Origin of the sequence: Kocuria sp. CPCC 205258 (assembly GCF_040981005.1) — a bacterium.
Classification (GTDB): domain Bacteria; phylum Actinomycetota; class Actinomycetes; order Actinomycetales; family Micrococcaceae; genus Kocuria; species Kocuria rosea.
This window is the reverse complement of the sequence record NZ_JAVKPS010000005.1, coordinates 261,501-287,769: the sequence shown is the minus strand read 5'-3', so window position 1 is coordinate 287,769 and position 26,269 is coordinate 261,501. Positions and strand designations below refer to the sequence as shown.

Annotated in this window: 19 protein-coding genes and 1 tRNA gene; 13 read left to right on the top strand and 7 right to left on the bottom strand. The window is 74.0% G+C overall.

Going from position 1 to position 26,269, the window contains the following annotated elements:
- Positions 1–230 precede the first annotated feature (230 nt).
- Positions 231–1,037, bottom strand: a complete 807-nt coding sequence (otsB, locus tag RF644_RS11335) for a trehalose-phosphatase (protein ID WP_368796606.1) — start codon at positions 1,035–1,037, stop codon at positions 231–233.
- Positions 1,037–2,491, bottom strand: coding sequence for a trehalose-6-phosphate synthase (locus RF644_RS11330; RefSeq protein WP_368796609.1), 1,455 nt, complete (start codon positions 2,489–2,491; stop codon positions 1,037–1,039). The genes otsB and RF644_RS11330 overlap by 1 nt, the downstream gene beginning before the upstream one ends.
- A gap of 214 nt (positions 2,492–2,705) precedes the next feature.
- Between RF644_RS11330 and RF644_RS11325 the strand changes: the two genes are divergently transcribed.
- From RF644_RS11325 to RF644_RS11295, 7 genes are all read left to right on the top strand, one after another.
- Positions 2,706–3,569 (top strand): DsbA family protein, encoded by an 864-nt coding sequence (locus tag RF644_RS11325; protein ID WP_368796605.1) that lies wholly within the window; start codon positions 2,706–2,708, stop codon positions 3,567–3,569.
- Between the two features lie 174 nt (positions 3,570–3,743).
- Positions 3,744–3,820 (top strand) — tRNA-Thr (locus RF644_RS11320).
- Positions 3,821–4,263: 443 nt separating this feature from the next.
- Complete coding sequence (locus RF644_RS11315; RefSeq protein ID WP_368796604.1) at positions 4,264–4,899, top strand: hypothetical protein; 636 nt, start codon at positions 4,264–4,266, stop codon at positions 4,897–4,899.
- 296 nt (positions 4,900–5,195) lie between these two features.
- A complete protein-coding gene (gene opgC / locus RF644_RS11310) occupies positions 5,196–7,634 on the top strand; it encodes an OpgC domain-containing protein (RefSeq protein ID WP_368796603.1) in 2,439 nt (812 codons plus the stop codon).
- Positions 7,635–7,866: 232 nt separating this feature from the next.
- Positions 7,867–8,919: a glycoside hydrolase family 26 protein gene (locus RF644_RS11305; RefSeq protein ID WP_368796602.1), complete on the top strand. Its 1,053-nt coding sequence runs from the start codon at positions 7,867–7,869 to the stop codon at positions 8,917–8,919.
- 155 nt (positions 8,920–9,074) lie between these two features.
- Complete coding sequence (locus RF644_RS11300) at positions 9,075–9,722, top strand: hypothetical protein (protein ID WP_368796601.1); 648 nt, start codon at positions 9,075–9,077, stop codon at positions 9,720–9,722.
- Between the two features lie 20 nt (positions 9,723–9,742).
- On the top strand, positions 9,743–11,938 hold the full coding sequence (locus RF644_RS11295) for a L,D-transpeptidase family protein (RefSeq protein WP_368796600.1): 2,196 nt from the start codon (positions 9,743–9,745) through the stop codon (positions 11,936–11,938).
- Between the two features lie 70 nt (positions 11,939–12,008).
- Here the strand turns inward: RF644_RS11295 and RF644_RS11290 are convergent, their stop codons facing one another.
- The 4 genes from RF644_RS11290 to RF644_RS11275 form a co-directional block, all read right to left on the bottom strand.
- Positions 12,009–12,611, bottom strand: a complete 603-nt coding sequence (locus tag RF644_RS11290; RefSeq protein ID WP_017832772.1) for a TIGR03085 family metal-binding protein — start codon at positions 12,609–12,611, stop codon at positions 12,009–12,011.
- Positions 12,612–12,713: 102 nt separating this feature from the next.
- Positions 12,714–13,169: a DUF3817 domain-containing protein gene (locus tag RF644_RS11285; RefSeq protein ID WP_368796599.1), complete on the bottom strand. Its 456-nt coding sequence runs from the start codon at positions 13,167–13,169 to the stop codon at positions 12,714–12,716.
- A complete protein-coding gene (locus RF644_RS11280) occupies positions 13,156–15,114 on the bottom strand; it encodes an ABC transporter ATP-binding protein (RefSeq protein WP_368796598.1) in 1,959 nt (652 codons plus the stop codon). The genes RF644_RS11285 and RF644_RS11280 overlap by 14 nt, the downstream gene beginning before the upstream one ends.
- Positions 15,114–16,847: an ABC transporter ATP-binding protein gene (locus RF644_RS11275; RefSeq protein WP_368796597.1), complete on the bottom strand. Its 1,734-nt coding sequence runs from the start codon at positions 16,845–16,847 to the stop codon at positions 15,114–15,116. The genes RF644_RS11280 and RF644_RS11275 overlap by 1 nt, the downstream gene beginning before the upstream one ends.
- A 245-nt stretch (positions 16,848–17,092) precedes the next feature.
- Between RF644_RS11275 and RF644_RS11270 the strand changes: the two genes are divergently transcribed.
- The 6 genes from RF644_RS11270 (at position 17,093) to RF644_RS11245 (ending at position 24,540) form a co-directional block, all read left to right on the top strand.
- Positions 17,093–17,884, top strand: a complete 792-nt coding sequence (locus RF644_RS11270; protein ID WP_017832768.1) for a DeoR/GlpR family DNA-binding transcription regulator — start codon at positions 17,093–17,095, stop codon at positions 17,882–17,884.
- Positions 17,881–18,855 (top strand): 1-phosphofructokinase family hexose kinase, encoded by a 975-nt coding sequence (locus tag RF644_RS11265; RefSeq protein WP_368796596.1) that lies wholly within the window; start codon positions 17,881–17,883, stop codon positions 18,853–18,855. The genes RF644_RS11270 and RF644_RS11265 overlap by 4 nt, the downstream gene beginning before the upstream one ends.
- A gap of 69 nt (positions 18,856–18,924) precedes the next feature.
- Positions 18,925–21,066 (top strand): fructose-specific PTS transporter subunit EIIC, encoded by a 2,142-nt coding sequence (locus tag RF644_RS11260; protein WP_368796595.1) that lies wholly within the window; start codon positions 18,925–18,927, stop codon positions 21,064–21,066.
- A gap of 69 nt (positions 21,067–21,135) precedes the next feature.
- Positions 21,136–22,836, top strand: coding sequence for a phosphoenolpyruvate--protein phosphotransferase (gene ptsP / locus RF644_RS11255; protein ID WP_031282639.1), 1,701 nt, complete (start codon positions 21,136–21,138; stop codon positions 22,834–22,836).
- A gap of 81 nt (positions 22,837–22,917) precedes the next feature.
- Complete coding sequence (locus RF644_RS11250) at positions 22,918–23,196, top strand: HPr family phosphocarrier protein (RefSeq protein WP_017832764.1); 279 nt, start codon at positions 22,918–22,920, stop codon at positions 23,194–23,196.
- 141 nt (positions 23,197–23,337) lie between these two features.
- Positions 23,338–24,540: an ATP-grasp domain-containing protein gene (locus RF644_RS11245; RefSeq protein WP_368796594.1), complete on the top strand. Its 1,203-nt coding sequence runs from the start codon at positions 23,338–23,340 to the stop codon at positions 24,538–24,540.
- Between the two features lie 12 nt (positions 24,541–24,552).
- On the opposite strand, the gene murJ is transcribed toward RF644_RS11245, so the two are convergent.
- Positions 24,553–26,100: a murein biosynthesis integral membrane protein MurJ gene (murJ, locus tag RF644_RS11240; RefSeq protein WP_368796593.1), complete on the bottom strand. Its 1,548-nt coding sequence runs from the start codon at positions 26,098–26,100 to the stop codon at positions 24,553–24,555.
- Positions 26,101–26,269 lie beyond the last annotated feature (169 nt).

The window sequence follows — 26,269 nt, the reverse complement described above, 5'->3', positions numbered from 1 at the left end:
TCCCCGTCGGCGATGTCCAGGTTCAGGTCGGTGACCGAGGGCCGCTCGGCCCCGGGGTACTGGCAGGTCACATTGGCGTAGCGCACAGAAGACATGGTTCAAGGCCTCTTTCCCGGCAGGCACGTGCCGGACGATCCGAAGGAGAAGAGCTACCCCCTCACGTGATGGGGGCCACAGTGATCCTAATCACCTTCGGGGCGTCTCCGCCATCGGCGCGCCGTCATCCGAGGTCACGGCAGCGCGCCCCGGCGCAGTTCGGACAGCCGGATCAGGGCCGCGGCCAGGTCCTCCGGGGACGCGACCCGGTGCGCGGCCACGCTCTGCCCCGTGCCCACCTTGATGCCGAGATCGGCGGGGCCGAGCTCGCGCATCGCGTTCTCGTCCGTCACGTCGTCGCCGGCGAACAGGGTGACGTCGGCGCCGGTGGCCTGCATGAACGCCGTGATGCCCTCACCCTTGGTCGCGGAGTGCACGGAGGACTCGACCACGTGCTGGCCCGGGGTGATCTTCAGCCCCTCGAGCTGCTCGAACTGCTCGACCATCTCCTGCTCCGCGCGGGCGCACAGGCTCTGGTCCGCCATCGTGCGGGTGTGGAAGGCGGCCCCCGTCGGTTTGAGCTCCAGCCTGGACCCGGGATACCGGGCCACCTGTGCCTCCACGAGCGCGGTGGCCTGTGCCAGCAGCTCCAGCTGGGCGGGGGAGAGCTGCAGGGCGGTGTCGGCGGCGGCGTCCCCCAGGGCGTCGAGGAGCAGCTCCGCCCCGTGCGAGCCGGAGAGGAGCATCCGGCCGTCCGGGTCCACCACGGAGCGGAGGAACTGCATCGGCCGGCCGGAGATGACGGCCACGTACGTGCGGTCCAGCGTCAGGAGCTCCTCCAGCGCGGACCGGGCCTCCGGCAGCGCGCGGCTGTCGTCCGGGTCGTCCGTGAAGGGCGCCAGGGTGCCGTCGAAGTCGAGGGCGACCAGCAGGGTCCCGGCCTCCGCCGCGCGGGCGAGGGCGTCCTCGAGCGCCGGGCGGGTGTCGTCGTGCGGGGCCATCACTGCTCCTCCTCCTCGGTCGTCCCGGGGCGGGTGCGGGCGAGGTCCCGCAGGAACGCCTCGGACCAGTCGTTGACGTCGTTGCCCAGGACCTGCCGGCGCATCGAGCGCATCCGCTTCTTCGCCTCGGGCGCGGGCATGTCCTTGGCCCGCAGCATCGCGTCCTTGAGCCCGTCGATGTCGTGGGGGTTGACCAGCAGCGCCTGCTTGAGCTGCTCGGCGGCGCCGGTGAACTCCGAGAGGACCAGGGTCCCGGACCCGTCCGTCTTGGCCGCCACGTACTCCTTCGCCACCAGGTTCATGCCGTCCCGGAGGGAGGTCACGAGCATGACGTCGGTCGCCAGGTACAGCGCCACCATCTCCTCGAACGGATATCCGTGGTGCAGGTAGCGGATCGCGGTGTGCGAGATGGTGTCGTGCTGGCCGTTGAGGTGGCCCACGAGGCCCTCCACGTCCTCCCGCAGCTGGACGTAGGACTCCACGCGCTCCCGGGAGGGGTTGGCCACCTGGACCAGCACCGAGGGCCCCACCGTCAGCCTGCCGTCCTCGAGCAGCTCGCCGTAGGCCTTGATGCGGTGCAGGATGCCCTTGGTGTAGTCCAGGCGGTCGACGCCCAGGAACACGGTCTCCGGGTCGCCGAGCTCGTGCCGGATCTCCCGTGCCCGCTCCTTCACCTCCGGCCGGGAGGCCAGCTCCTGGATCGACTGCGCGTCGATGGAGATGGGGTAGGACGCCGCGCGCACGGTCCACGCGGCGTCGTCCGTGCCGAACCGGGCCGCTCCGTTCTTGAACGGCACGTCCAGGAACCGCCGCACGCACCGCTGGAAGTTCTGGGCGTCACCCGGGCGCTGGAAGCCGATGAGGTCCGCGCCCGAGAGCCCGTCGAGGACGGCCCGCCGCCAGGGCAGCTGCGCGAAGATCTCCAGGGGCGGGAACGGGATGTGGTTGAAGAACCCGATCGTGAGGTCCGGCCGCAGCTCCCGCAGCATCTTGGGGACCAGCTGCAGCTGGTAGTCCTGCACCCACACCGTGGCGTTCTCGGCGGCGATCTCGGCGGTCCGCTCCGCGAAGCGGCGATTGACCTGGCGGTAGCTGTTCCACCACGTGCGGTGGAACTCCGGCGGCGCGATGACGTCGTGGTAGAGCGGCCAGAGGGTCGCGTTGGAGAAGCCCTCGTAGTAGGCCTGCACCTCCTCGGCGGACAGCGGCACCGGAGCGAGGTGGAAGACGTCGTGATCGAAGCGCTCGAGCGTCTCGTCAGGGGCCCCGTGCCAGCCCACCCAGGCGCCGGCGTTGCGGGCCATGACGGGGGACAGGGCGGCCACGAGCCCGCCGGGGGAGCGGCGCCAGGAGGACTGCCCGTGCTCGACGACGCGCTCCACCGGCAGCCGGTTGGAGACCACGACGAAGTCGTAGCCGGCCTCCTGCGGCACGTCCGTCCGGGGTTCCGGCACCTCCTCCAGGTCGGCCGAGGAGGCGGTGGGGGGATGCTCTGCACTCACGGGATGTCCTTCCGGTAGGTCGTCGTCGTCCTGGTCCCAGTCTATTCATCAGGGTGCTCACGGTTCTGCCTGGGGATCTCCTGAGTCGGCGGCCCGGGAGGGGGTCCGATAATCTGGGCGACGACACCTCCCCGTCCACCCCCCCAGGATCTTTCGAAGAGGACCCATGGCAGCCAGCAGCAGCACCACCCCCGATCCCCGGAACCGCGACGCCGCCCGGGAGCGGGCTCGGCAGGTCGCGGACCAGCACGCACGGCAGGACAAGCGCTCCCGCCGGATTCTGCAGCTGGGCATCCTCGCCCTGGTGCTCGTGATCGTCGCGGTGATCGGCGTCGTCGTGGCGCAGAACCGGGCCCAGCAGATCCCCGAGGCCGGTCCCGTCCCCGCCAGCGCCAACCAGTGGGGCGGCACGGTGCTGACGGCCGACGGGATCCGCACGGGCGAGTCCGAGGTCCAGGAGCGAGACCTCGCCGAGGTGCCCGAGGCCCCGGAGACCCCGGACGACTCCGCCGTCCCGCCGGGCGTCGAGGCCTCGGGCGACGGCGAGCCCGTGCAGGTCGTGATCTTCCAGGACTTCGAGTGCGTGCACTGCGCCGACTTCGAGGCCGAGAACGCCGATGCGCTCGAGGAGGCCGTGACCTCCGGCGACATCGTCCTCGAGTACCGCAACCTCAACTTCCTCGACCGCTCGACGCCGACGCAGTACTCCTCGCGGGCCGCGGCCGCCGCCTACGAGGTGGGCAACCAGGCCTCGGCCGAGCAGTACCTGGCCTTCGTCGAGGAGGTGTTCAGCCACCAGGGCACCGGTGGGCTGGACGACGAGCAGCTCGTGGAGATCGCCTCCGCGCACGGCGCCGACATCGCGGCCGCGCTCGAGGAGGACACGTGGCGGCCGATGGTCAACGTCGTCTCGCAGGAGTCCCTCGCCAACGGCGTGTCCGGCACCCCGACCGTCTTCATCGACGGAGAGCGGCTGGGCAACGAGGCGTTCCAGGAGGCCCTCGACGCGGCCCTGGAGGCCAAGGAGTAGGGTCCCGCTCCGCCGGAGCAGCGCGACGGCGCCGTGTCCCCGCGCGGGGCACGGTGCCGTCGCGCTGTGCGGACCGTCCGGGCGCCCGCGGATTTCGGGGTCCTGCGACGCGTCCGATATCCTGAGGAACCGGTTGCCCGGGCCGCACCCGTGCGGAGGCCCGAGGGCCGATCCGCCTCCTTAGCTCAGCTGGCCAGAGCACCTGTCTTGTAAACAGGGGGTCACCGGTTCGAATCCGGTAGGGGGCTCCACCAGTCCGCGACGTTGCACTCGCGACCGCTCATGACGTCACATGTTGCGCCGCGGTCTCGGTGCGGGTGTGCGCATGCTGATGTCCGTGCCCCGGCCGGGCTGCGGCGAACTCGCTCCTGACCCCCTCGGAAGATGTGCGGTGGCAAGGGGTGAGCCGGAGATCCGCGCCGTCACGGGGATTCTGCCGGTCCGGCTTCCGGGGTTGCCGGCGGCCCGACCGCGCCGGGACCGCACCGGCGAGGGTCCGGACAGGACATGCCGCTCCGGGGATGCGACGAGACGGAACCGTGATCGTGATCGCCCCGGCCGGAGTCTTGAACCGTGACTCAGCTCACTCCTACGGTGTTCCTACCTATGTCATAGGTGAGACCTCTTGCCCAGGTCTCGGAACATCTCGATCGCATGACGATCCCCATGTCATGCCCTTTCCACAGGAGCAGCAATGAGCAGTCTGCGGAAGACCCTCGTCGGCGCGGCCATGGCCGCCGCCCTCGTGGGAGGAACGGTTGCCACCCCGGCGGTCGCGGGGTCAGATCAGGATAACGGCAAGAGCCGTGGAGACCACAGTGAATCGCATGAAAGTCGTCACGACCGCGGCGACCGCGGCGATCGCGAGGATCGCAGGGACCGCGGTGACGACGAGGAGCGGAAGTACGCATACCATCGCGGCGGCAACGGCGACGACGACCGGGGTCGCGACGGGGAGCACGAGCGCGACCGGGACGACCGGGACCGCCGGGATCGCGAGGACCGCAGGGAGCACCGGGGCGGCAAGTACGACCGGGACGACCACGACGGCAAGTACGACAAGGACGACAAGGACGGCGAGTACGACAAGGACGGCAAGTACGACCGGGACGACGAGGACGACCACGACGGCAAGTACGACCGGGGCGACAAGGACGGCGAGTACGACCGCGACGACGACGATCACCAGGACCACTGGTGGTACTGCGAAGAGCACGAGAAGTGGCACTTCTACGACGACGACGACTGGAGGAGCAGGAAGCACCACGACGACATGAAGGACGAGGGCGAGCACTCGCACCAGAAGGGCGATGACGACGGCGAGCACTGAGCGGTCCGGCACCGACGGATCCCGCCGGCCGAACCCTCCGGCGCGCCCCGCACGGAGCCGGGGGAAGCCGCTGGGGAGCCTCCGGGGACACGGCCCGAGCCTCCGCGCATCCGGTGCCGCACCGTGATGATATCGGTGGACGCACGCGGGGAGAATCCTCCCGCGTGACGTCCGTCGTCCGCCGCAGCCCCCCGGCCGCCTCGGCACCCCCGGGCGACGGTCCCCCCCTGCGAGCGGACGACGCCGCACGCGGACCGACCCTGGAGGGCACCCTGGTATCCACCGTCCGAGGACGCGTGCGCCCCCCGGCCGCCGCGGCGCTGATCCTGCTCCTGCTCGCGCTCCTCCTCGTGCCGTCCGGGGCCGCCCGGGCCGCGGAGGACGAGGGCCCCGAAGGCCCGTACCTGGGGGCCCTGCTGGACTGGGGCACGGACACGGCGGCCGGCCACGCCGAGCGTCTCGGCGCGCCGGCGGCCGTCTACGGCAGGCCCGTCCCGCTGCCGATGGACGAGCAGGAGCAGGGCCACCTGCGGGACTACCTCTCCCAGGTCTCCGCGCAGGGCGCCCACGCCCTGCTCACCGTCCGCCCCGAGATCGCGCTGGACCGGGTGGACCAGGCGCAGGCCGCGGTCCTGGCAGGACAGCTCGCGGACGCCGCGGAGGGGTTCCCCGGCACGGTCTTCGTCCGCTTCGCCCCGCAGATGAACACCACCTGGGTGCCGTGGGGGCAGCAGCCCGAGGCGTACACGGAGGCGTTCCGCACGGTGGCGAGCGCGCTCGACGCCGAGCTCCCGGACCCGGTCATGGTCTGGTCGCCCACGGTCGGCACGGACTACCCCTTCCGGGACCCGTCCAGCGTCCCGGCGCAGGACGGTGGACCGGCCGCCCCGGACACGAACGGCGACGGCGTCTGGGACCGGGAGGACGACCCCTACGGTCCCTACTACCCGGGCGACGACGTGGTCGACTGGGTGGGACTGGTGGCCTATCTCGACGAGACCGGCACGGGTCCGGCCCGCAACGTCCTGCCGGAGGCCGGCTCGTTCTGCGCCATGCTGGGCTCCGGGGAGCCGGCCGGATCCGCGGGGCAGGACGACTTCTACGCCGCGTACGCCGTCGGCCGCGAGAAGCCGCTCATGGTGGAGACCGGCGCCTTCTACGATCCGGGGACGGACGGCCCGTCCGAGCGCGACATCAAGGAGGCCTGGTGGGACCAGGTGCTCGCGACGGTCGCCGCCGGCGACCACGACCGCATCCGCGCGATCGTGTGGAACGAGACGGTCGAGCAGCGCGACGACGGCGCGGTGACCGTCGACTGGCGCGTCACGGCCGATCCCGGGCTGGCCGCGGCCGTCGGCGAGCGGCTCCGGGACTCCGCCCTGGTCAGCGGGCCGGTCACGGCGGCGGCGCCGCTCCCGGGCGCCGGTCCGGCGGCGGCGGGGGCCGTCCTCGAGGGGCCGGCCGCCTGGGGCGCGGCGGCGGCCGTGCTCGCCGCGGGCGCGCTCCTCTGGCTCCTGGCGCGGCGGGCGCCGGCCCGGGCCTGGGTGTACGCCGAGCCCGCCCCGCGCGACAGCCGGATCGACATGCTGCGGGGCCTCGCGATCGTGTTCGTCGTCGTCAACCACGTGGGCCTCACCTCGTTGTTCCAGCTGCTGACCCAGGAGACCGTGGGCGTGGTCTCGGGGGCCGAGCTGTTCGTCCTGCTCTCCGGGGCCGTGCTGGGGATGGTCTACGGGCCCCGGACGAAGAACGACCTGGGGACCGTCGTCGACCGCACCGCCGCGCGGGCGTGGAAGCTCTACGTCACCGCGCTGGTCGTCGTGCTGCTCGTCTACGGACTCAGCCTGCTGCCCTTCCTGGACGCGGGCGCCGTCACCACGTTCACCGACCAGGGCACCGGCGCCGCCGGCAGAGGGGCCGCCGGCGCCACGTACGACCTCTACGCGGGCATGGACGGGCTCCTCGAGTTCCCCGTCCGGGCCCAGCTGATCCCCGCCGTGCTGCTGCTGCAGGTGGGCCCGTGGCAGTTCAACATCATGGGTCTCTACGTGATCCTCCTCCTGGTGAGCCCCCTCGTGCTCGCCGCCCTGGCCCGGGGCTGGGCCTGGCTGGTCCTGCTGGTCAGCGCCGGGCTCTACGCCGCGGGCTCGGTCTTCCGGATCCGCCTGCTGCCCTCCCAGTTCGAGGACTCGTTCCCCCTGCTCGTGTGGCAGGTGCTCTTCGTGCTCGGCATGGTCACCGGGTTCTACCGGCGGCAGATCGTCACGTGGTTCGCCGACCGGCGCCGCCGGCCGCTGCTCGTCGCCTGCCTGCTGCTCGCCGTCGCCCTCGCCCTGTTCTCCTGGTCGAGTCCCTACGCCAGCAGCGCCTACGACGTCCGGCTGGCCCTGCTGCCGGAGCCGGCGTTCCGCACGGTCTACGACGCCTACTTCGGCCGGACCTACCTGGGGATCGGCCGGCTGCTGAACGTGCTCCTCGTGGTGATCGCCGGCTACGCCGTCCTCAGTGCCTACTGGACGCCGCTCGAGCGCGCGCTCGGGTGGTTCCTCGTTCCGCTGGGACGGGCCACCCTCTACGTGTTCATCGTGCACGTGTTCCTGATCCTGGCCGTGGCCAACGTGCCCGCTCTCCAGCAGGAGGACGTGTGGCTCAACACCGCCGCCTACGTGGTGGTCCTCGGTCTGCTGTGGGGCATGGTCCGGACCCGGTTCCTCTTCCGGCTCGTCCCCCGGTGAGATGCCGCGGGCGGCCTCGGCCCGGCCCGGGCCGTGGTCCACTGCCGGCCCGCGTCGTTCCGTGACGGAGGGACCCCCCGTCCGGTCAGCGCGTATGACGCGGCCGGCGGGCGGGTGGGGTAGCGGCCGCCCGCGGGTGGTAGTTTGCGCTCGCTAATTCTCGTGGCCCCGTGCGAGACCCCCCAGCGCGCTCGCCGTCGGCGGGGAGCCCGCTCCCGTCGGAAGAACCCCCATGCCTGCTTTCGTTCCCCCACGTGTCCTGTGCTCCCTCACCGCGGCCGCCGCCGTGGCCCTGGGGCTCGTCGCCGTGCCCGCGGCGCACGCGGCGCCCTCGGTCCACCTCCCGGCCGGACCGGCGGCGCTCGCCCCGGCCAAGAAACCGGTCCGGACGACCGCCGTCGTGCCGGTCGAGCCCCAGGTCCGCACGTGCCCCCTGCGTTTCGGCGTCGGCACGGCCGGTGGTCCCGCCGCCTCCACCGAGCTCGCCGAGGTGGCGTCCCTGACCGGTGAGAAGCCGTCGATCGTCCTCTCCTACAAGGACTTCGCCCAGCCCGTTCCCTACTGGGAGCTCGAACAGACCCGCGCGGCCGGGGCCACCACCCTGCTGACCTGGGAGCCGTGGGTCTGGGGCGGCGGGATCGACCAGCCGGCCCACTCCCTGGACGCGATCGCCTCCGGCGCCCACGACGCCCACATCACCGACTGGGCCACCCGCCTGGCCGACTGGGGATCCCCGGTGATGCTGCGCTTCGGCCACGAGATGAACGGGAACTGGTACCCGTGGGCCGAGGGGGTCAACGGCAACGGCGCCGGGGACTACGTCGCCGCCTGGCGCCACGTCCACGACATCTTCACCCGCGCGGGGGCCGACAACGTCCAGTGGGTCTGGAACCCGAACGTGCCGTACTACGGGTCCACGCCCCTGGACGGGCTCTACCCCGGCGCCGACTACGTCGACGTCGTGGCCCTGGACGGCTACAACTGGGGCACCTCCCAGAGCTGGTCCAGCTGGCAGCAGCCGTGGGACCTGTTCGCCTACGGCCTGTCCGAGATGCGGCGCCTGGCCCCGGGCAAGGAGATCGTCGTCGCCGAGACCGCCACCGCCGAGGCCGGCGGGTCCAAGGCCGAGTGGAACGCGCACCTGGTGTACTACCTCGCGCAGCAGCCCGACGTCACGGGGCTCGTCTGGTTCCACCTCGACAAGGAGGTGGACTGGCGGATCAACTCCTCCACCGCCTCGGCCCAGGCCCTGGCCGCCGAGCTCGCCAAGCGCCCCTGCCCCTGAGCACCCCGGCGCCGCGCGCCACACCGGGTCATGCGAATCACAAAAGCAAACCGCACGTGTAGCGTGACCCCCAACGACCGGCGCCGCGCCACCGCTCATCCGGAGGCGGCGCGGCGCCGGTCGGTCCCCCCAGGACCGTGTCGAGGAGTCCCCCCATGGCAGTTCCCCTCACCCCGCCCCCCGGCCGCCGGCTCGGACCCGTCTGCGCGGCGCTGCTCGTCGTCGCGCTGGCGGGCTGCGCCGAGGACCGGGGGACCGGCACCACCGCGGCGTCCAGCGCGAGCCCGCCGGCGGCCACGGCCGGGTCCGCGCCCGCGTCGGGGGCGGACGGAAGCGCGACGCCGGAGACGCCCCGCGACAGCCCGGCCCCGCCGGGCAACGACGTGGCCCCCTACGACGACACCGCCACCCGGGACGCCGCCGGATCCTTCGGCGCCGCCCAGCGGCTCGACGACTCCCTCGAGGCGGTCGTGGAGGGCCCCCGCCCCGGCACCACCGGCGAGCGCCCCGTCCGGGCAGCCCCCGGCACCCCGGTGCAGGTGTTCACGCTGACCCTCACCAACACCGGGGCCGCCCCGGTCGACGCCGTGCCCTGGTCCTTCCCGGTCGCCGTCGACGGCGAGGACCCGGCGCCCCCCGTCTTCGACGACTCGCTGGGCGTGCCGATGGAGACCTTCCCGACCATCGCCCCCGGCGGGAGCGCCTCCCTCGAGGTCGCCTTCTCCGCGGAGCACGACGCCGACCTGGCCGTCCGCGTCTTCGACAACACCACCCCCGACCACTACGTCGAGTTCACCGACTGAAGCCCAGCAAGGGACCCCCCATGAAGATCTCAGCTCTGCGCATCCCCGCCGCGGTCGCGGCCTGCTTCGCGGTCGTCCTCGCCGGCGCCCCGGGGGCGTCCGCGGCGCCGTCCGCGCCCGCCCCCGGTGTCTCGGCCGGTCCGACGACGAGCCCCGGACCCACGGCGGGTGCCGTCGCGGCGACCGTGCGGCTCGAGCCGGTGGACGACGAGTCCACCGTGCCCGAGCGGGAGACCTCGCTCGTCGACGTCCTCGCCAACGACGGCCTCGAGGACCCCGCGAGGGTGCGGCTCCTGCTCGTGGACCCCGCGACCCGCGCGGCCGAGGACGAGCTCGTCGACGAGCTGCGCACGGACCTCGGGTCCCTGCGCGTGGTGTCGCCGGACACGGAGCCCGAAGCCCTGCCCGAGGGCTGGGAGGTCCCGGACCACCCGGTCCTCGCCCTGACGCCCGCTCCGGACCGGCCCATCGACGCCGCCTCGGTGGAGGTGGCCTACGCCGTGCTGGGCGCCGGGGGCGAGGCGGCCCGGGCCGTGCTCACGGTCGCCCCGGACCAGGAGGCCCCCGGGACCTTCGCCGCGCCCACCGCCTCGGGGGAGCCGACGGAACCGGCGGTCCCGGCCGAGCCGACGGACGGCGCCGAGCCGACGACGGAGCCCTCCCCGGGCGCGGAGCCCGCCGAGGAGCGGCCGGCCGCACCGCGGCCGGAGTCGCAGGAGACCGCCGCCGCGGCCGCCGCGGAGAACGCGGACGTGCCCGCCGAGGTCCGGCAGGCCCTGGAGGCCGCCGCGGCCCGGGCGTCCGCCAGGACCGGGGAGCCGACCGGGGAGATGCGCCCCTGGAAGGGAGGCTGGGAGTGGCCGCACCAGAGGGGCGTGGTCCTCTGGTCCGAGGCGCACGGCGCGCACTTCGTGCAGCTGTCGGGCGGGATCGGCACCAAGTGGACCCTCGGTGGCGGGGTGGAGGCCCTGGGCTGGCCCGTCGACGACGAGTCCTGCCACTTGACGGGTGGTGGGTGCCGGCAGTCGTTCTCGGGCCACCGCACGATCTACTGGACCTCCTCGACGGGGGCGCGGACGGTGAACACCTGGGGTGCGATCGGCAAGAAGTGGGCCCTCGGCGGGAGCGAGTCCGGGGCCCACGGTTATCCGACCACGGACGAGATCTGCGGGCTGGCCGGTCGTGGGTGCCGGCAGTCGTTCTCGGGCCACCGCACGATCTACTGGACCTCCTCGACGGGGGCGCGGACGGTGAACACCTGGGGTGCGATCGGCAAGAAGTGGGCCCTCGGCGGGAGCGAGTCCGGGGCCCACGGTTATCCGACCACGGACGAGATCTGCGGGCTGGCCGGTCGTGGGTGCCGGCAGTCGTTCTCGGGCCACCGCACGATCTACTGGACCTCCTCGACGGGGGCGCGGACGGTGAACACCTGGGGTGCGATCGGCAAGACCTGGACCGCGGCCGAGCGCGAGCGGGGATCGCTCGGCTACCCCGTCACGGACGAGGTCGGAACCGGCACGGTGCACCAGAAGTTCCAGCGGGGACTCGTCACCTGGAGCCGCGCCACCGGCGCCCGGACGCACCTGTTCCGCGGCGAGTGCCACCACCTCAACACGGGGCGCTCCGTGCAGCCGACCCGCAACGCGGCGCGCGTGTCCCTGACTATCGCCGAGGGCTACGGGCGCTCGCAGGCCACGTTCGTCAACTGCGTGCGGATCGGCGGAAGCTACGTCGAGGAGTGGCGGACGTCCGCCTACGTGGGGGCCAGCGGGTTCAAGCGGCCCGGGGTGCCCTCGGGGCACACGCAGTACCTGTTCTCGCCGCAGGGCTCGTACTCGGTCACGGAGTCCTTCGGGGTCTACAACCCGGGCACCGCGCTGCCCTACCGGCAGCTCAACCCCAACTCCCGGTGGGGCGGCCGCCTGGGCACGCTCTACAACAAGTACTTCGAGTCCACCGGCTACACCTGGCCGGACGAGAACATGTGGTACTTCTCGCTGTCCGGCGACTACCGGCTCGGCGTGGTGATCAACTACAACCGCCCGCCCGACTCGTCCATCGTCCAGGGCAACGGCTTCGCGATCTTCCTGCACGCGAACAAGAAGCCCACGGCGGGGTGCATCGCCCTGCACGAGCACGAGGTCGCCCGGTACATGCGCACCGCGCGCCCCGGTGACCGGATCATCATGGGCGTCCGGGCGGACCTGTTCCGCTGACGGACCGGGGATGTCAGGAGGGGGACCGCGCGGCGCGCGGTCCCCCTCCGTCGTCCGTGCGGGTCACGGGCTACTCGACGGACTGCTCCACCCGGGCCTGCTCCCGGCGGCCCAGGGCCCACAGCACCAGCTCGCTCGGCACGGCGCGCAGCACGCGCACGGTCCCCGTCCTGCCGCGGCCGCCGCGCACCGCGCCGTAGGACGGGGCGATGAGCACCACGGTGTCCTCCTCGTCCTTGAGCACCACCTTGGCCAGCAGGCTCAGGGACCGCCACAGGGCCTGCTCCTCGTCGTGCAGCAGCGGGCGCTCGTGCCAGTCGGGCTGGGCCCGGCGGACGTCCTCGTGGTGGACGAAGTACTCCACGGTGTTGATCCGCTTGTCCACCGGTCCGAGCCGCGCGGGCGAGTACAGCGGCGGGTGCTCCACCTTCCGCACGAGCTCCTCCCAGGGCTGGCCGGCGACGGCCTGCTCGGCGCGGCGGGCGCGCTCGCCCAGCACGGGCACCCGCGGAAGCACCTGACCGGCGAGGACGTCGGGCCGCCCGGAGCGCACGACGAGGTGCACGGCGAGGTCACGGGTCCTCCAGCCCTCGCACAGGGTCGGGGCGTCGGGGCCCAGTCGGCGCAGGAGCGCGGCGAGGTGCCGGCGCTCGACGTTGGCGAAATTGGTCACGTGGATCCTCCTCGTGGCGCCGCCGTCGGTCGGCGGGGCCGTCCTGACGTCCACGCTATACCGGGTGCGGGCCCGCCAGGAACCGGCGCGGCCGGGCCGGGCTCAGCCGCGGGGGACGGGCGGTCCCAGGTACAGGAGCACCGAGGTGAGGCCCGCGACCACGACCGCGCCCGCCGCCACGGCCAGCCACGGGCTGCGGAGGGACCAGGCCTCCAGCCGCTCCGGCACGGTGGCGGGACGGTCGCCGCCGGGGGCCAGGCGCCAGCCGCCGTCGAGCCGGCCCGTGCGCTCGGCGCGTCGCTCGAAGGGGATCGTGGCCCAGGGGACGACCGCGCTGGCCAGGCCCAGGGCCCCGAAGCCCGCCGACCACCGCTGGTCCACCCAGACGAAGCAGGTCACCACGCAGTAGCCCAGGAACACGACCCCGTGCAGCATGCCGAAGACGGGCACGAAGGACTCCGAGACCCCCGTGTACTTCAGGACCATGCCGAGGATCAGCAGCGTCCAGGTCACCGCCTCGGCGAGGGCGAAGCGGCCGTAGAGCTCACGGGGTGTCATGGGTGGTGCTCTCCTGCACGTCGAGGGGCTGCTGGTCGGTGGGGGCGTCGTCGGGGACCGCCGGAGCCGCGAACTGGCTCGCGTGCAGCGCGGCGTACGCGCCCCGGGCGGCGAGCAGGTCGTCGTGGGCGCCCCGCTCCACGATCCGGCCGTCCTCCATCACCAGGATGATATCCGCGTCGCGGACGGTGGAGAGACGGTGCGCGATGACGAACGAGGTCCGGTCGCTGCGCAACGCGGCCATGGCCTGCTGCACGAGCACCTCGGTGCGGGTGTCCACCGAGGACGTCGCCTCGTCCAGGATCAGCAGGGAGGGGTCGGACAGGAAGGCCCGGGCGATGGTGATGAGCTGCCGCTCGCCCACGGACACGTTGCTGCCCTCCGGGTCGATCACGGTGTCGTAGCCCTCCGGCAGCGCGCGCACGAAGCGGTCCACGAGGGTCGCCCGGGCGGCCTCGAGCACCTCCTCGTCCGTGGCGTCCAGCCGTCCGTAGCGGATGTTCTCCCGGATGGTCCCGCCGAACAGCCAGGCGTCCTGCAGGACCATCCCGACCCGGGAGCGCAGCTCGGCGCGGGAGAGGTCGGTGATGTCCACGCCGTCCAGCGTGATCCGCCCGGCGTCGAGCTCGTAGAAGCGCAGCACCAGGTTCACGAGCGTCGTCTTGCCGGCGCCGGTGGGCCCCACGACGGCCACGGTCCGGCCGGGGAGCGCCTCGAAGGTCAGGTCCTGGAGGAGCGGGGCCCCCGGGACGTAGGAGAAGGAGACGTGCTCGAAGCGCACCCGGCCGGGGGACCGTGCGGGCAGGCGGGCGCGGGTAGCGTCGGCCTGCTGCTCCGGGGCGTCGAGCAGCTCGAAGGCGCGCTCCGCGGAGGCCACCCCGGACTGCAGGGTGTTGGCCATGCCCGCCATCTGGGACAGGGGCTGGGTGAACTCCCTCGAGTACTGGATGAACGCGGTCGCCGCCCCGAGGCTCAGCTGCCCGGAGGCCACGCGCAGCCCGCCGAGCACGGCGATGCCCACGTAGGAGAGGTAGGAGATGAACTGCATGACGGGCATGATCGTGCCGGAGACGAACTGTGCCCCGAAGGCCGCCCGGTACAGCTCCTCGTTGCGCTCGTCGAAGCGCTCGGCCATCTCCTGCTCGCGGCCGAAGACCCTGATCAGCTCGTGGCCGGAGAACGAGTCCTCGATGTGCCCGTTGAGGGCGCCGGTGGCGCGCCACTGCTCCGTGAACAGGCGCTGGGCGCGCACCCCGATGAACCCGGCGGCCCCCGCGGACAGGGGGAGGGCGACGAGGGCCACGAGCGCCAGCTGCCACGACACCACGAACATCATGATCACGATGCCCACCACCGTGAGCAGGGACTGGACCAGCTGGGCGAAGGAGTGCTGCAGCGCCGTCTGGACGTTGTCGACGTCGTTGGTCACCCGCGAGAGCACGTCCCCGCGCTCACGGGTGTCGAACCACCCCAGCGGCAGCCGGTTCAGCTTGTCCTCGACCGCGCTGCGCAGGTCGTGGACCACCTGCATGACCAGGCGGTTGAGCAGCCAGCCCTGCGCCCACATCAGCAGCGAGGCCACCAGGTACATGACCAGCACCGCCGCGATCAGCCGGGCGAGCGCGGAGAAGTCGATCCCCGCCCCGGGGACGACGTCCGCGGCGGAGACCAGGTCCGCGAGGTTCTGCTCGCCCCGGTCCCGCAGGTCCTGGGCCACCTCCTCCCGCGTCGCGCCCGCGGGCATGTCCCGGCCGAGCACCCCCGTGAAGATCACATCCATCGCCCGGCCCAGGACGAGCGGGGCCCAGACGTTGAGCGCCACGGACACGGTCCCGGCCAGGAGGACGAGCACCAGCGCCCGCCGCTGCGGGGCGAGCAGGCCCAGCAGCCGTCCGGCGGAGGACCAGAAGTGCTGGGGCCTGCGCGGCGGGGCGGGCGCGGCCATCAGGCCACCTCCTCCGCGCGGGTCTGCGACTCGATGATCTCCCGGTAGGTGCCGGAGGAGGCCAGCAGCTCGTCGTGGGTCCCGCGCGCCGTGATCCGTCCGGCGTCCAGGACGAGGATCTGGTCCGCGTCCCGGACGGTGGACACGCGCTGGGCCACGACCAGGACGGTCGCGTCCCGGGTCGCCGGCACGAGGGCGGCGCGCAGCCGGGCGTCGGTGGCCACGTCCAGGGCGGAGAACGAGTCGTCGAAGAGGTACACCACCGGGCGGGCCACCAGCGCCCGTGCGATGCACAATCGCTGCCGCTGCCCGCCGGAGACGTTGACGCCGCCCTGGGCGATCGGGGCGTCGAGCCCCCCGGGCATCCGGCGGACGAAGTCGTCCGCCTGCGCGGTGCGCAGGGCGGCCCAGAGCTCCTCGTCCGTCGCCCCGGCGTCCCCGAGCCGGAGGTTGGAGGCCACGGTGCCGGAGAACAGGTACGGCCGCTGCGGCACGAGGGCCACCCGGGCGGCGATCTGCTCGTGGGACAGCCGGGGCAGCGGGACGCCGTCGAGCTCCACCGTGCCCCCGGTGGGGTCCAGCAGCCGGGGGACGAGGTGCAGGAGGGTGGACTTGCCCGACCCGGTGGCGCCGACGACGGCGGTCGTCCGGCCCGGTCCGGCCCGGAAGCCCACGCCCTCCAGCACGGGCAGCTCCGCCCCGGGGTACCGGAACGTCACGTCGCGCAGCTCCACCACGCCGGTCCGGGAGGCGGGGACCGCGGGCTCGGCGGGCTCCCGCAGGGAGGGCTCGGTGCGCAGGACCTCGGTGATGCGCTCGGCGCACACCATGGCGCGCGGGACCATCATCACCATGAAGGTCCCCATCATCACGGCCGTCAGGATCTGCAGGAGGTACTGCAGGAACGCGGTGAGCGAGCCGACCTGGATCTGCCCGGCCCCCACCCGCTGTCCGCCGAACCACAGCACGGCGGCGGTGGCCAGGTGCAGGATCATGGTGATGACCGGGAACATCAGCACGAACAGGGAGCCGATGCGCACCGACACGTCGGTGAGCTCCCGGTTGGCGGCCGCGAAGCGGCGGCGCTCGTGGTCCTCCCGCACGAAGGCCCGCACCACCCGGATGCCGACGATCTGCTCGCGCAGCACCGCGTTGATCCGGTCGATCCGCCCCTGCATGAGCCGGAAGAGGGGCATGAGCAGGCCCACCAGGACGCCCACCGCGATCCCGAGCACGGGCACCGACACCCACACGAGCCAGGAGAGCCCGGCGTCCTCCCGGAGGGCCATCACGATCCCGCCGGCGCACATGATGGGCGCCGCCACCATGAAGTTGAGCCCCATGAGCACGAGCATCTGGATCTGCTGGACGTCGTTGGTGCCCCGCGTGATGAGGGTGGGGGCCCCGAAGCCGTTGACCTCGCGGGAGCCGAAGGAGCCGACCTGCCGGTGCACGGCGCGGCGGAGGTCCCGGCCGGTGCCCATCGCCGCCCGGGCCGCGCAGTACACCGCGGCGACGGCGGCCGCCACCTGCAGGAGCGCGACGCCGAGCATCACCTCCCCGACGCGCAGGATCAGGCCGGTGTCGCCCCGGACGACGCCCTCGTCGATGATCCGGGCGTTGAGGCTCGGCAGCAGCAGCGCGGCGATCGTGGCGACCAGCTGGAGCGCGACGACGGCCAGGACCCACGGCAGGTAGCGGCCGGTGTGCTGCCGGACGAGGCGGAGAAGCATGGGCGTCCGCTCCTGGTGGCGGGACGGGCGGGACGGGCGGGACGGGCGGGGCGGACCGGGCGGTCCGTGATCCAGGCTACGCCGGGACGCGGACACCGTGGCCCGCCCGGTCGGCCGGGGCCTCGCCGCCGATTGTGGCCTTTCGTGAAGTGGATCACCACAACCCCTGGTAAAACCACACGAACTCACATAAACTCAAGGGAACGCAAAGACAGTCCATCGTTCCCGTCCGTGAGGTGCACGCCATGTTCGCAGAAGAACGCCAGGCCGAGATCGCCGAGCTGGTGCTCACGACTCGCCGGGTCAACGGCGCGGACCTGGCACGCCGCTTCGACGTCACCATGGAGACGGTCCGGCGCGACCTCGCGGCCCTCGAGGCCGCGGGCAGGCTCCGCAGGGTGCACGGGGGCGCCGTCTCCGCGGACCAGTCGACGTCCGACGAGAAGGCCATCTCGTCCCGCAAGCACCTGAACACCCCGGAGAAGCGGCGGATCGCGCAGGCGGCGTTCGACCTCCTGCGCACCAGCGGGGCGGGGGCCGTCGTGCTCGACGCCGGCAGCACCGTCGAGGCCCTGGCCGACCTCATCGTCCGCACCGACTCCACCCTGCCGGACGGGCAGGAGCAGCTCATCATCACCCACGCCCTGCACATCGCCGCCAAGCTCGCCGACGCCTCGGGCATCGGGCTCGAGCTCGTCGGCGGGCGCGTCCGCAAGCTCACCTGGGCCGCAGCCGGCGGACGGGCCGCGGAGCACTACACCCGCCTGCGCCCGGACCTCGCGTTCGTGGGCTGCAACGGGATCCACGCCGCGTTCGGGCTGAGCACCCCGGACCCCATCGAGGCGGTCGTCAAGACCGCCATCATCCAGACCTCCCGCCGGGTCGTGGTCCTCTGCGACTCGGCCAAGCACGATCAGGAGACCCTCATGCGCTTCGCGTCGCTCGACGAGATCGACACCCTCATCACCGACCGGGCCCCCGGCCCCGAGCTGGCCGCCGCCCTCGAGGAGGCCGACGTCGAGGTGGTGATCGCGTGATCCTCACCGTCACCCTCAACCCGTCCCTCGACCGCACGGTCGAGCTCCCGGCGCCGCTGCGCCGCGGCGCCGTCCAGCGCGCCGACGGCGCCCGGCAGGACGCCGGCGGCAAGGGCGTGAACATCTCCCGGGCGCTGCGCGCGAGCGGCGTCCCGACCCTGGCCGTGCTGCCGGGCGACCCCGGCGATCCGCTGCTGGCGGAGCTCACCGCGGCCGAGGTCCCCTACGAGGCGGTCCCCGTGGGCGCCCCGATCCGCTCGAACATCACGATCACCGAGCCGGACGGCACCACCACAAAGATCAACGCCCCGGGTGCGCCGCTGGGCACCGAGCACGTCGACGCCGTCGTCGAGCTCCTGGTGCACCGCGGCGCGGACGCCTCCTGGGTGGTCCTGGCCGGGTCGCTGCCGCCCGGCGCCCCGGAGGACGTCTACGCCCGGATCGTCCGCCGGGTCCGCACGGCCCTGGGGGAGCGCTCGCCCCTGTTCGCCGTGGACACCTCCGGGGCGGCGCTGCAGGGCGCCGTGTCCGGCGACGACGCCCTGCCCGACCTCATCAAGCCCAACGGCGAGGAGCTCGCCGAGCTCGTCGGGACGGTCGACGGCGAACGGCTCGAGGCGGACCCCGACCTCGCGGCCGCCACCGCCGCCGCGCTCGTGGACCGCGGCCTGGGCGCGGTCCTCACGACCCTCGGGGCCGGCGGGGCCGTGCTCACCGTCCCCGAGGGCTCCTGGCACGCCGTCCACGCCCCCGTGGCCGTGCGCTCCACCGTGGGCGCCGGCGACAGCTCGCTCTCGGGCTACCTCATCGCCCAGGAGCGCGGGGACGCGGCGCCGGAGTGCCTGCGGCAGGCCGTGGCCTCCGGGTCCGCGGCGGCCGCGCTGCCGGGCACCCGGGTCCCCTCCCTCTCCGAGACCACCCCCGAGGCGGTCACCGTGCGGGAGCTCCCCGCGCGCGCCGTCTCCGGCTGAACCGAACCACTCCACCCCACCTCATCCGAACCACCCGGGCCACCGGCCCGGCCGCTCAAGGAGGACATCGTGTCCGAGCTCATCACTCCCGACCTGGTCTCGCTCGACCAGGACCTGGGAGCAGACAAGGAAACCGTCATCGGCCGGCTCGCCGCCCTGGTGCAGCGCACCGGCCGCGCCGAGCAGCTCGACGGGCTGCTGGCGGACGCCATCGCCCGCGAGAACAAGACCGCCACCGGCATCCCCGGCGGCATCGCGATCCCGCACTGCCGCTCCGCCGCCGTGACCGAGCCGACCCTGGTCATGGCCCGGCTCGCGCAGGGCGTCCCCTGGGGCGCCAAGGACGGCCCCGCCGACATCGTCTTCTTCATCGCGGCGCCCGAGGGCGCCGACCAGACGCACCTGAAGCTGCTGGCCAAGCTCGCCCGCTCGCTGATGAAGAAGGACTTCGTGGCCGCCCTGCGCGCCGCGCGGTCCGAGCAGGAGGTCGTCCGGATCGTCGACGACGCGCTGGGGCTCGGCGGGACCGCCGAGGGCGCCTCCGCGACCGGCCCGGCGACCGCCGGCGCCACGTCCGCCGCCGCGGTGCCCGCCTCGGTCGACGCCCGGGCCGCGGACGGGGGCGCCGCCCCGGCGTCCGCCGCGCCGGCCACGGACGCCTCTCCGGCCGCGGGCGACGCCGGCCCGCACGCCGGCAAGAAGATCGTGGCCGTCACGGCCTGCCCCACCGGCATCGCCCACACCTACATGGCGGCGGACGGGCTGACCTACGCCGCCGAGGACATGGGGGTCGACCTGCAGGTCGAGACCCAGGGCTCCGCCGGCTTCACCAAGCTGGACCCCGCCACGATCGCCGCGGCGGACGCGGTGATCTTCGCGACCGACGTCGACGTCCGGGACCGCTCCCGGTTCGCCGGCAAGCCCTTCGTCGCCTCGCCGGTCAAGCGCGGCATCGACGAGCCGAAGGTCATGATCGAGGAGGCCCTCGCCAACGCCGGGAACCCGAACGCCCCGCGCGTGCAGGGCGGGGCCGGCGGGGACGCCGAGCAGGGCGCCACCGGCGGCGCGAACGAGGGCTGGGGGACCCGCATCCGCAAGGCCGTGATGACCGGTGTCAGCTACATGATCCCGTTCGTGGCCGCGGGCGGGCTGCTCATGGCCTTCGGGTTCATGGTGGCCGGGGCGGACATCGCCAACATCGCCGACGACGTGCTGACCGGCTCCACCATCTGGAACCTCGGCGAGTTCACCCTCGCCCAGTACATCGGCGCGGTCCTGTTCAAGATGGGCAACCTGGCCATGAGCCTGCTGGTGCCCGCACTGGCCGGCTACATCGCCTACGGCCTGAGCGACCGTCCCGGCATCGCCCCGGGCTTCGCGGCCGGCCTGGTCGCGAACTTCATGGGCGCCGGGTTCCTCGGCGGCATCGTCGGCGGTCTGCTGGCCGGTCTCGCCGCCTACTGGCTGGCGCAGCCCCGGCTGCCCCGCTGGCTGGGCTCGCTGATGCCCGTGGTGATCATCCCGCTGCTCGCCACGATCTTCGCCGCGGGTCTGCTGCTGCTGGTCCTGGGCGGGCCGATCGCCACCTTCATGGCGTGGCTGACCGAGGTCCTCAACGGCATGACCGGTGCCAGTGCGCTGGCGCTCGGCGCGATCCTCGGCCTGATGATGGGCTCGGACCTGGGCGGGCCGATCAACAAGGTCGCCTACACGTTCGCCGCCGCCGGCCTCGGGGCCGCGACCGTCGCCAACACCGCCCCGCAGGAGATCATGGCCGCGGTCATCGCCGCCGGCATGGTGCCCCCGCTGGCCATGGCCCTCGCCTCGACGGTGGCCAAGCGCTACTTCACGGTGGCCGAGCGGGAGAACGGCAAGGCCGCGTGGCTGCTGGGAGCCTCCTTCATCTCCGAGGGCGCCATCCCGTTCGCCGCGGCCGACCCGCTGCGCGTGCTCCCCGCCTCCATGGTCGGCGGCGCCGTGACCGGCGCGATCAGCATGGCCACGGGCGTCACCTCCGCCGCGCCGCACGGCGGGGTGTGGATCCTGCCGGTGATCGGCAACCCGCTGATGTTCCTGCTCGCGGTGGTTGTCGGTACCGTGGTCACAGCAGGCATCGTCGTCGCCCTCAAGCACGTGGGCGGTGCGCACGGCCGGGTGGCCGACGCCACCCGCTCGCGCGAGGACGCCGCCGCTGTGCCGACCACCGCCTGAGCGGTGCGCACGGGCCCCGACCGGGGCCCGTGCGCACCGATCCGAGCCTTCTCGAGGAAGAGGAACACGATGCAGACACTGACAGGCGTGGGGGTGTGCGCGGGCCGCGTCATCGGCGAGCTCGTGAGCATGCCGGAGCCGGTCTCCGAGCCGGCCGCGGGGCTGATGCTGCGGGACGAGGAGCCCGAGGCGGCGGTGGCCCGGCTGCACACGGCCGCCGCCGCGGTCAAGGCCGAGCTCAAGCGCCGCGCCGAGGTGGCGACCGAGAAGGACGCCGCGGACGTGCTCAAGTCCACCGCCCTCATGGCGGGGGACAAGGCACTGCTGAAGAACGCCGCGAAGCTCGTCAACGGCAAGGGGCTCGCCCCCGAGCGCGCCCTGTGGGAGGCCGCGAGCGACTACGCGGACCAGATGCGCGCCCTGGGCGGGTACATGGCCGAGCGCGCCGCGGACATCGAGGACGTCCGGGCGCGGCTCGTGTCCCAGCTCCAGGGGCTGCCCATGCCGGGCGTGCCGCAGCGGGACGTCCCGTTCGTGCTGACCGCCGAGGACCTCGCGCCCGCCGACACGGCGACCCTGGACCCCGAGATGGTCCTGGCCCTCGTCACCTCCGGCGGCGGCCCGCAGTCCCACACGGCCATCCTGGCCCGCAACCTCGGGCTCCCCGCGGTCGTGGCGGCCCGGGGCGTCGAGGCGCTCGCCGACGGCACCCGCGTGTTCGTGGACGGCGCCACCGGTGAGATCCGCACCGAGCCCGGCGCGGACGAGCAGGAGCTCGTGGAGGCCTGGGTGCGCAGCGCCGCGGCGCGCGAGGCCTTCGACGGCCGCGGCGTGCTCTCGGACGGCACCGAGATCCCGCTGCTGGCCAACGTGGGCACCCCCGAGGACGCCCGCACGGCGGCCGCGGCCGGGGCCCAGGGCGTGGGGCTGCTGCGCACCGAGTTCTGCTTCCTGGGCCGGGACAAGGAGCCCTCGGTCGAGGAGCAGGTGGAGCAGTACACCGCGATCCTCGAGTCCTTCGCCGGCAAGAAGGTCGTGGTCCGCACGCTCGACGCCGGCGCGGACAAGCCGCTGCCCTTCCTCACCGACACCGCCGAGCCGAACCCCGCGCTCGGGGTCCGGGGCTACCGCACGGACCGCTCCGTGCCGGGCGTGCTCGCCCGGCAGCTCGAGGCGATCGCGCTGGCGGAGAAGGCCACGGACGCGGACGTGTGGGTCATGGCGCCGATGATCGCCACGCCCTCCGAGGCCCGGGACTTCGCCGTGATGGCGACGGCCGCAGGCCTGCGGGTGCCCGGGGTCATGGTCGAGACGCCGTCCGCGGCCGTCACCGCCGACCAGATCCTGCGCCACGTCAAGTTCGTGTCCCTGGGCACCAACGACCTGACCCAGTACACGATGGCCGCCGACCGGATGATGGGCTCCCTCGCGGAGCTCAACAACCCGTGGCAGCCCGCCGTGCTGCGCATGATCCGGTACACCGTGGAGGGCGCCCGCCGGGCCGAGTCCGAGGGCGCCGGCCCGCGCAACGTGGGCGTCTGCGGCGAGGCCGCGGCCGACCCCGCGCTCGCCGTGGTGCTCGTGGGCCTCGGGGTGCACACCCTGTCCATGAGCCCCCGCGGACTGGCCGCGGTCGCCGCCGTGCTGCGCAGCGTCGACCTCGCCACCGCCCAGGCCCTCGCCGAGGTCGCGATCGAGCAGCCCAGCGCGGAGGAGGCCGCCGCCGCCGTGCGGACCGAGCTCAGCGTGCTCGCCGAGCTCGGCCTCTGACCCACCGACCGCACCGTTTCCGCACCACCCCAACCACCGGGGCCCGTCACCCAGGGCCCCGCAACCCGAAGGAGCACCACCATGGCAGAACGCACCGCCACCATCGCCTCGTCCGTCGGCCTGCACGCCCGTCCCGCCGCGATCTTCGCCGAGGCCGCCGGGGAGTACGACCTCGACATCACGATCGCCGCCGAGGGCGAGCCCGAGGACGAGGCGATGGACGCCTCGAGCGTGCTGTCGCTCATGTCCCTCGGCGCCGGCCAGGGGGACAAGGTCGTCCTCCGCGCCGAGGGCGCGGGCGCCGACGACGCGCTCGACGCGCTCGTGCAGATCCTCGAGACGGACCACGACGCCGAGTAGGACCCCGCCGCACCGTCCAGCCACGGCGCCCGCCCACCGCACGGTGAGCGGGCGCCGTCGCGCGTGCCGACCCGCCGCACGGACCTCTCACGTGCTCCGACTACCGTGGAGGGGATGCCCGCACACCCCGATGGAGGACCGATGACCGCCGCTCGACCACCGCTCGACCACCGCCGCCGGGAGCCGGAGCGCGCCGCGCAGGCCCCGCGGCGGGCCCTCGTCGTGGGCACGGGCCGGGACCGGGGGGCCCTCGCGGCGGCGCGCGCCCTCGAACGGGCGGGCTGGCACGTGGGCGTCGGCACCCCGGACGGGCCGGGCATGCTCGGCGCCACGCGGGCGGCCGCGGCCCGCCACGAGGTGCCCCGCCCGCGCGGGGACGGCGCCCGCTTCATCGACGGCGTCCGCCGGGCGGTCGCGGAGGGGTCCTACGACGTCGTCTTCGGCGCCGGCGACGACTGGATGGCCGCGGTCTCGGCCTACCGCCAGCACCTCCCGGCGGCGGTGGCGCACCCGGGCCCGGACGTGGTCGCGGCGGCCCTCGACAAGGTCGGGCTCGCGGACCGGGCGGCCCGGGCGGGCCTCGCCGCCCCCCGGACGCTGGCGGCCACGGACGAGGCGCTCGCCGCCTGGGACGGCCCGGTCGTCGTCAAGTGCCGGGCGCACTGGGCGCCCGGGCAGACCCGGCCCCACCGCATCGAGGCCAAGCTCTTCCCGGACGCCCCCGCCGCCGCCGGACAGGTGCGGCGGATCCGCGAGGCCGGTGCCGAACCGGTGCTGCAGGTGCCCGTGCGCGGCACCCTCGGGGCCCTCATCGGGGTCCACCACGACGGCCGCCTGCGCGGCCGGGTGCAGCAGACCACCTCCCGGCTGTGGCCTACGCCCAACGGCGTCTCGGCCCGTGCGCAGACGGTGCCCGTCGACGAGGAGCTCGCGGCACGCGCCGAGGTGCTGCTGCGCGACCTGGGCTGGTGGGGCCTCGTGGAGCTGCAGTTCCTCACCGGGGACGACGGCGTCCCGCAGCTCATCGACCTCAACGGCCGCTTCTTCGGCTCAATGGCCCTGGCCGAGGCCGCCCGCCCCGGGCTGGCCGACGCGTGGGGCCGGCTGGTGCTCGGCGCGCCCGTGCCGGAGCTGCCGGACGCCCGCCCCGGGGTCCGCTACGCCTGGCTCGCCGGGGACCTGCGGCGGGCCTCCGTGGAGCGCCGCGGCGGTCTGGCCGCGGACGTCGCCGACACCCTCCGCTGGGGCCGCGGCGCCCAGCACAGCGTGTGGGACCTGCGCGATCCCGGGCCCACGTGGCACCTGGCCACCTGGCGGCTCAGGAACGGCGCCCGCTCCGGGTAGGGCGGCGCCGCGTCAGCGCCGGCGCAGCGTCCGCAGCGTCTCGCCCACGAGCAGGCGCTCGGGAGCCCGCAGCACGACGAGCCCGAGCAGGTACGTCCCGCCCACTACGGCGGCGCAGAGCGCCGCGAGCACGAACGAGGGCAGCTCCGTCAGCGCCTCCCGCGCACCCAGCCCTGCGGCGCCGGCGACGGCCGCCAGCACGAGCGCCCGCGCCACCAGGGCCGTCGTCGCCCTGGCGTCCAGCCCGGCGTGCCGCCGGTGCAGCAGCCACGCGTTGAGCAGCGCCGCCACGACCAGGGACGCGGTCGTGGCCGCGGCGATGCCGGCGAGGCCCAGCACCGGGGCCAGCAGGACGTCGCCGACCACGTTGACGACCATCGCCAGCACCGCCACGACCACCGGCCCGCGGGAGTCGCCGATGGCGTAGGAAGCGCGGACCACCACCTGGCGGAAGCCGAGCGCGAGCAGCGCCGGCGCGTACCAGGCGACCGCGGTGGCCGTCGCCGCGACGTCCCCGTCGTCGAACGCGCCGTGCCCGAAGGCCGTGGCGACGAGGGGTCCGGCCGCGACCACGAACACCGCGCACACCGGGGCGAGCACGGTGACGACCACGGACAGCCCTCGGTCGACGAGCCGGCGCAGCTCAGGCCGGTCGTCCGCGGAGGCGCCCAGGGCCGGGTACAGGGGGACGAGCAGGGCCGCGATGACGACGGTCTCCGGCAGGTCGACCAGGCGCCAGCCGTAGGTCAGCGCCGTGATCGTACCGTCCTCGAGGGTGGAGCCCACCGCCCGGTCGACGAGGGTGTTGATGTTGACCACGGCGTTGCCCACCAGCATGGGCGGCACGAGCCGGGCGATCTCCCGGAAGCCCGGGTCCCGCAGGTCCCACCGGGGCCGGAGCCGGGCGCCGAGCGCCCGCACGGGGGGCACCTGCATCAGCAGCCGCGCCGCCGAGCCCACCACGTAGCCCACGGCGAGCGCCGAGACGCCGTACCGGGGCCCGAACAGACCTGCCGCGGCGATCATGACGAGGTTGAACGGGACGCCCTGCAGGGAGGACCACGCGAAGCGGCCGTGGGCCTGGACGAGCGAGGCCAGCAGGTCCGTGCCGGCCACGAGCACCGTCGCGACGAGGACGATCCGGGTGAGCGAGGTGGCCGTGGCGGTCTGGGCGTCGTCGAACCCGGGGGCGAGCAGGGCCGTCACCGGTTCCGCGAGCAGCCCCGTCACCACGGCGGCCAGGCCGAGGACGACCACGGTGACGGTGAGGGAGACCTCGAAGCCGCGGTGGCCGCGGCACCCCGTGTCGTCGACGCGCTCCCGGGCGGCCTCCCGCGAGGTCACGGGGGTCACGGAGCGCGCCATCGCCCAGGCGACCAGGCCGAGGACGACGTTCAGCACGCCCTGGGCCACCAGCCACGCGTCGAGCTCGGCGCCCGCGCCGAAGACGGCGCCGACGACGACGTCCCGGGCGAAGCCCAGCACGGTGGAGACGGCGGTCAGGCCGGTCACGAGGACCGCGGCGCGGGCGATGCTCCAGCGCCCGCCCGGTCCACCCACGGCTCCCGCCACCTCCCTGGTCCGGACCGCGCCGGGGATCGGAGCGGACCTGCCGGTGCGCGCCGCGGACCTGCCGGTGCGAACCGCCTGAACAGAATACACAGCGCGGCACCCGGCGCCGCCCCGGGCCCGTCCCGGGCCCGTCCCGGGCCCGCCGCGGGGACGGGAA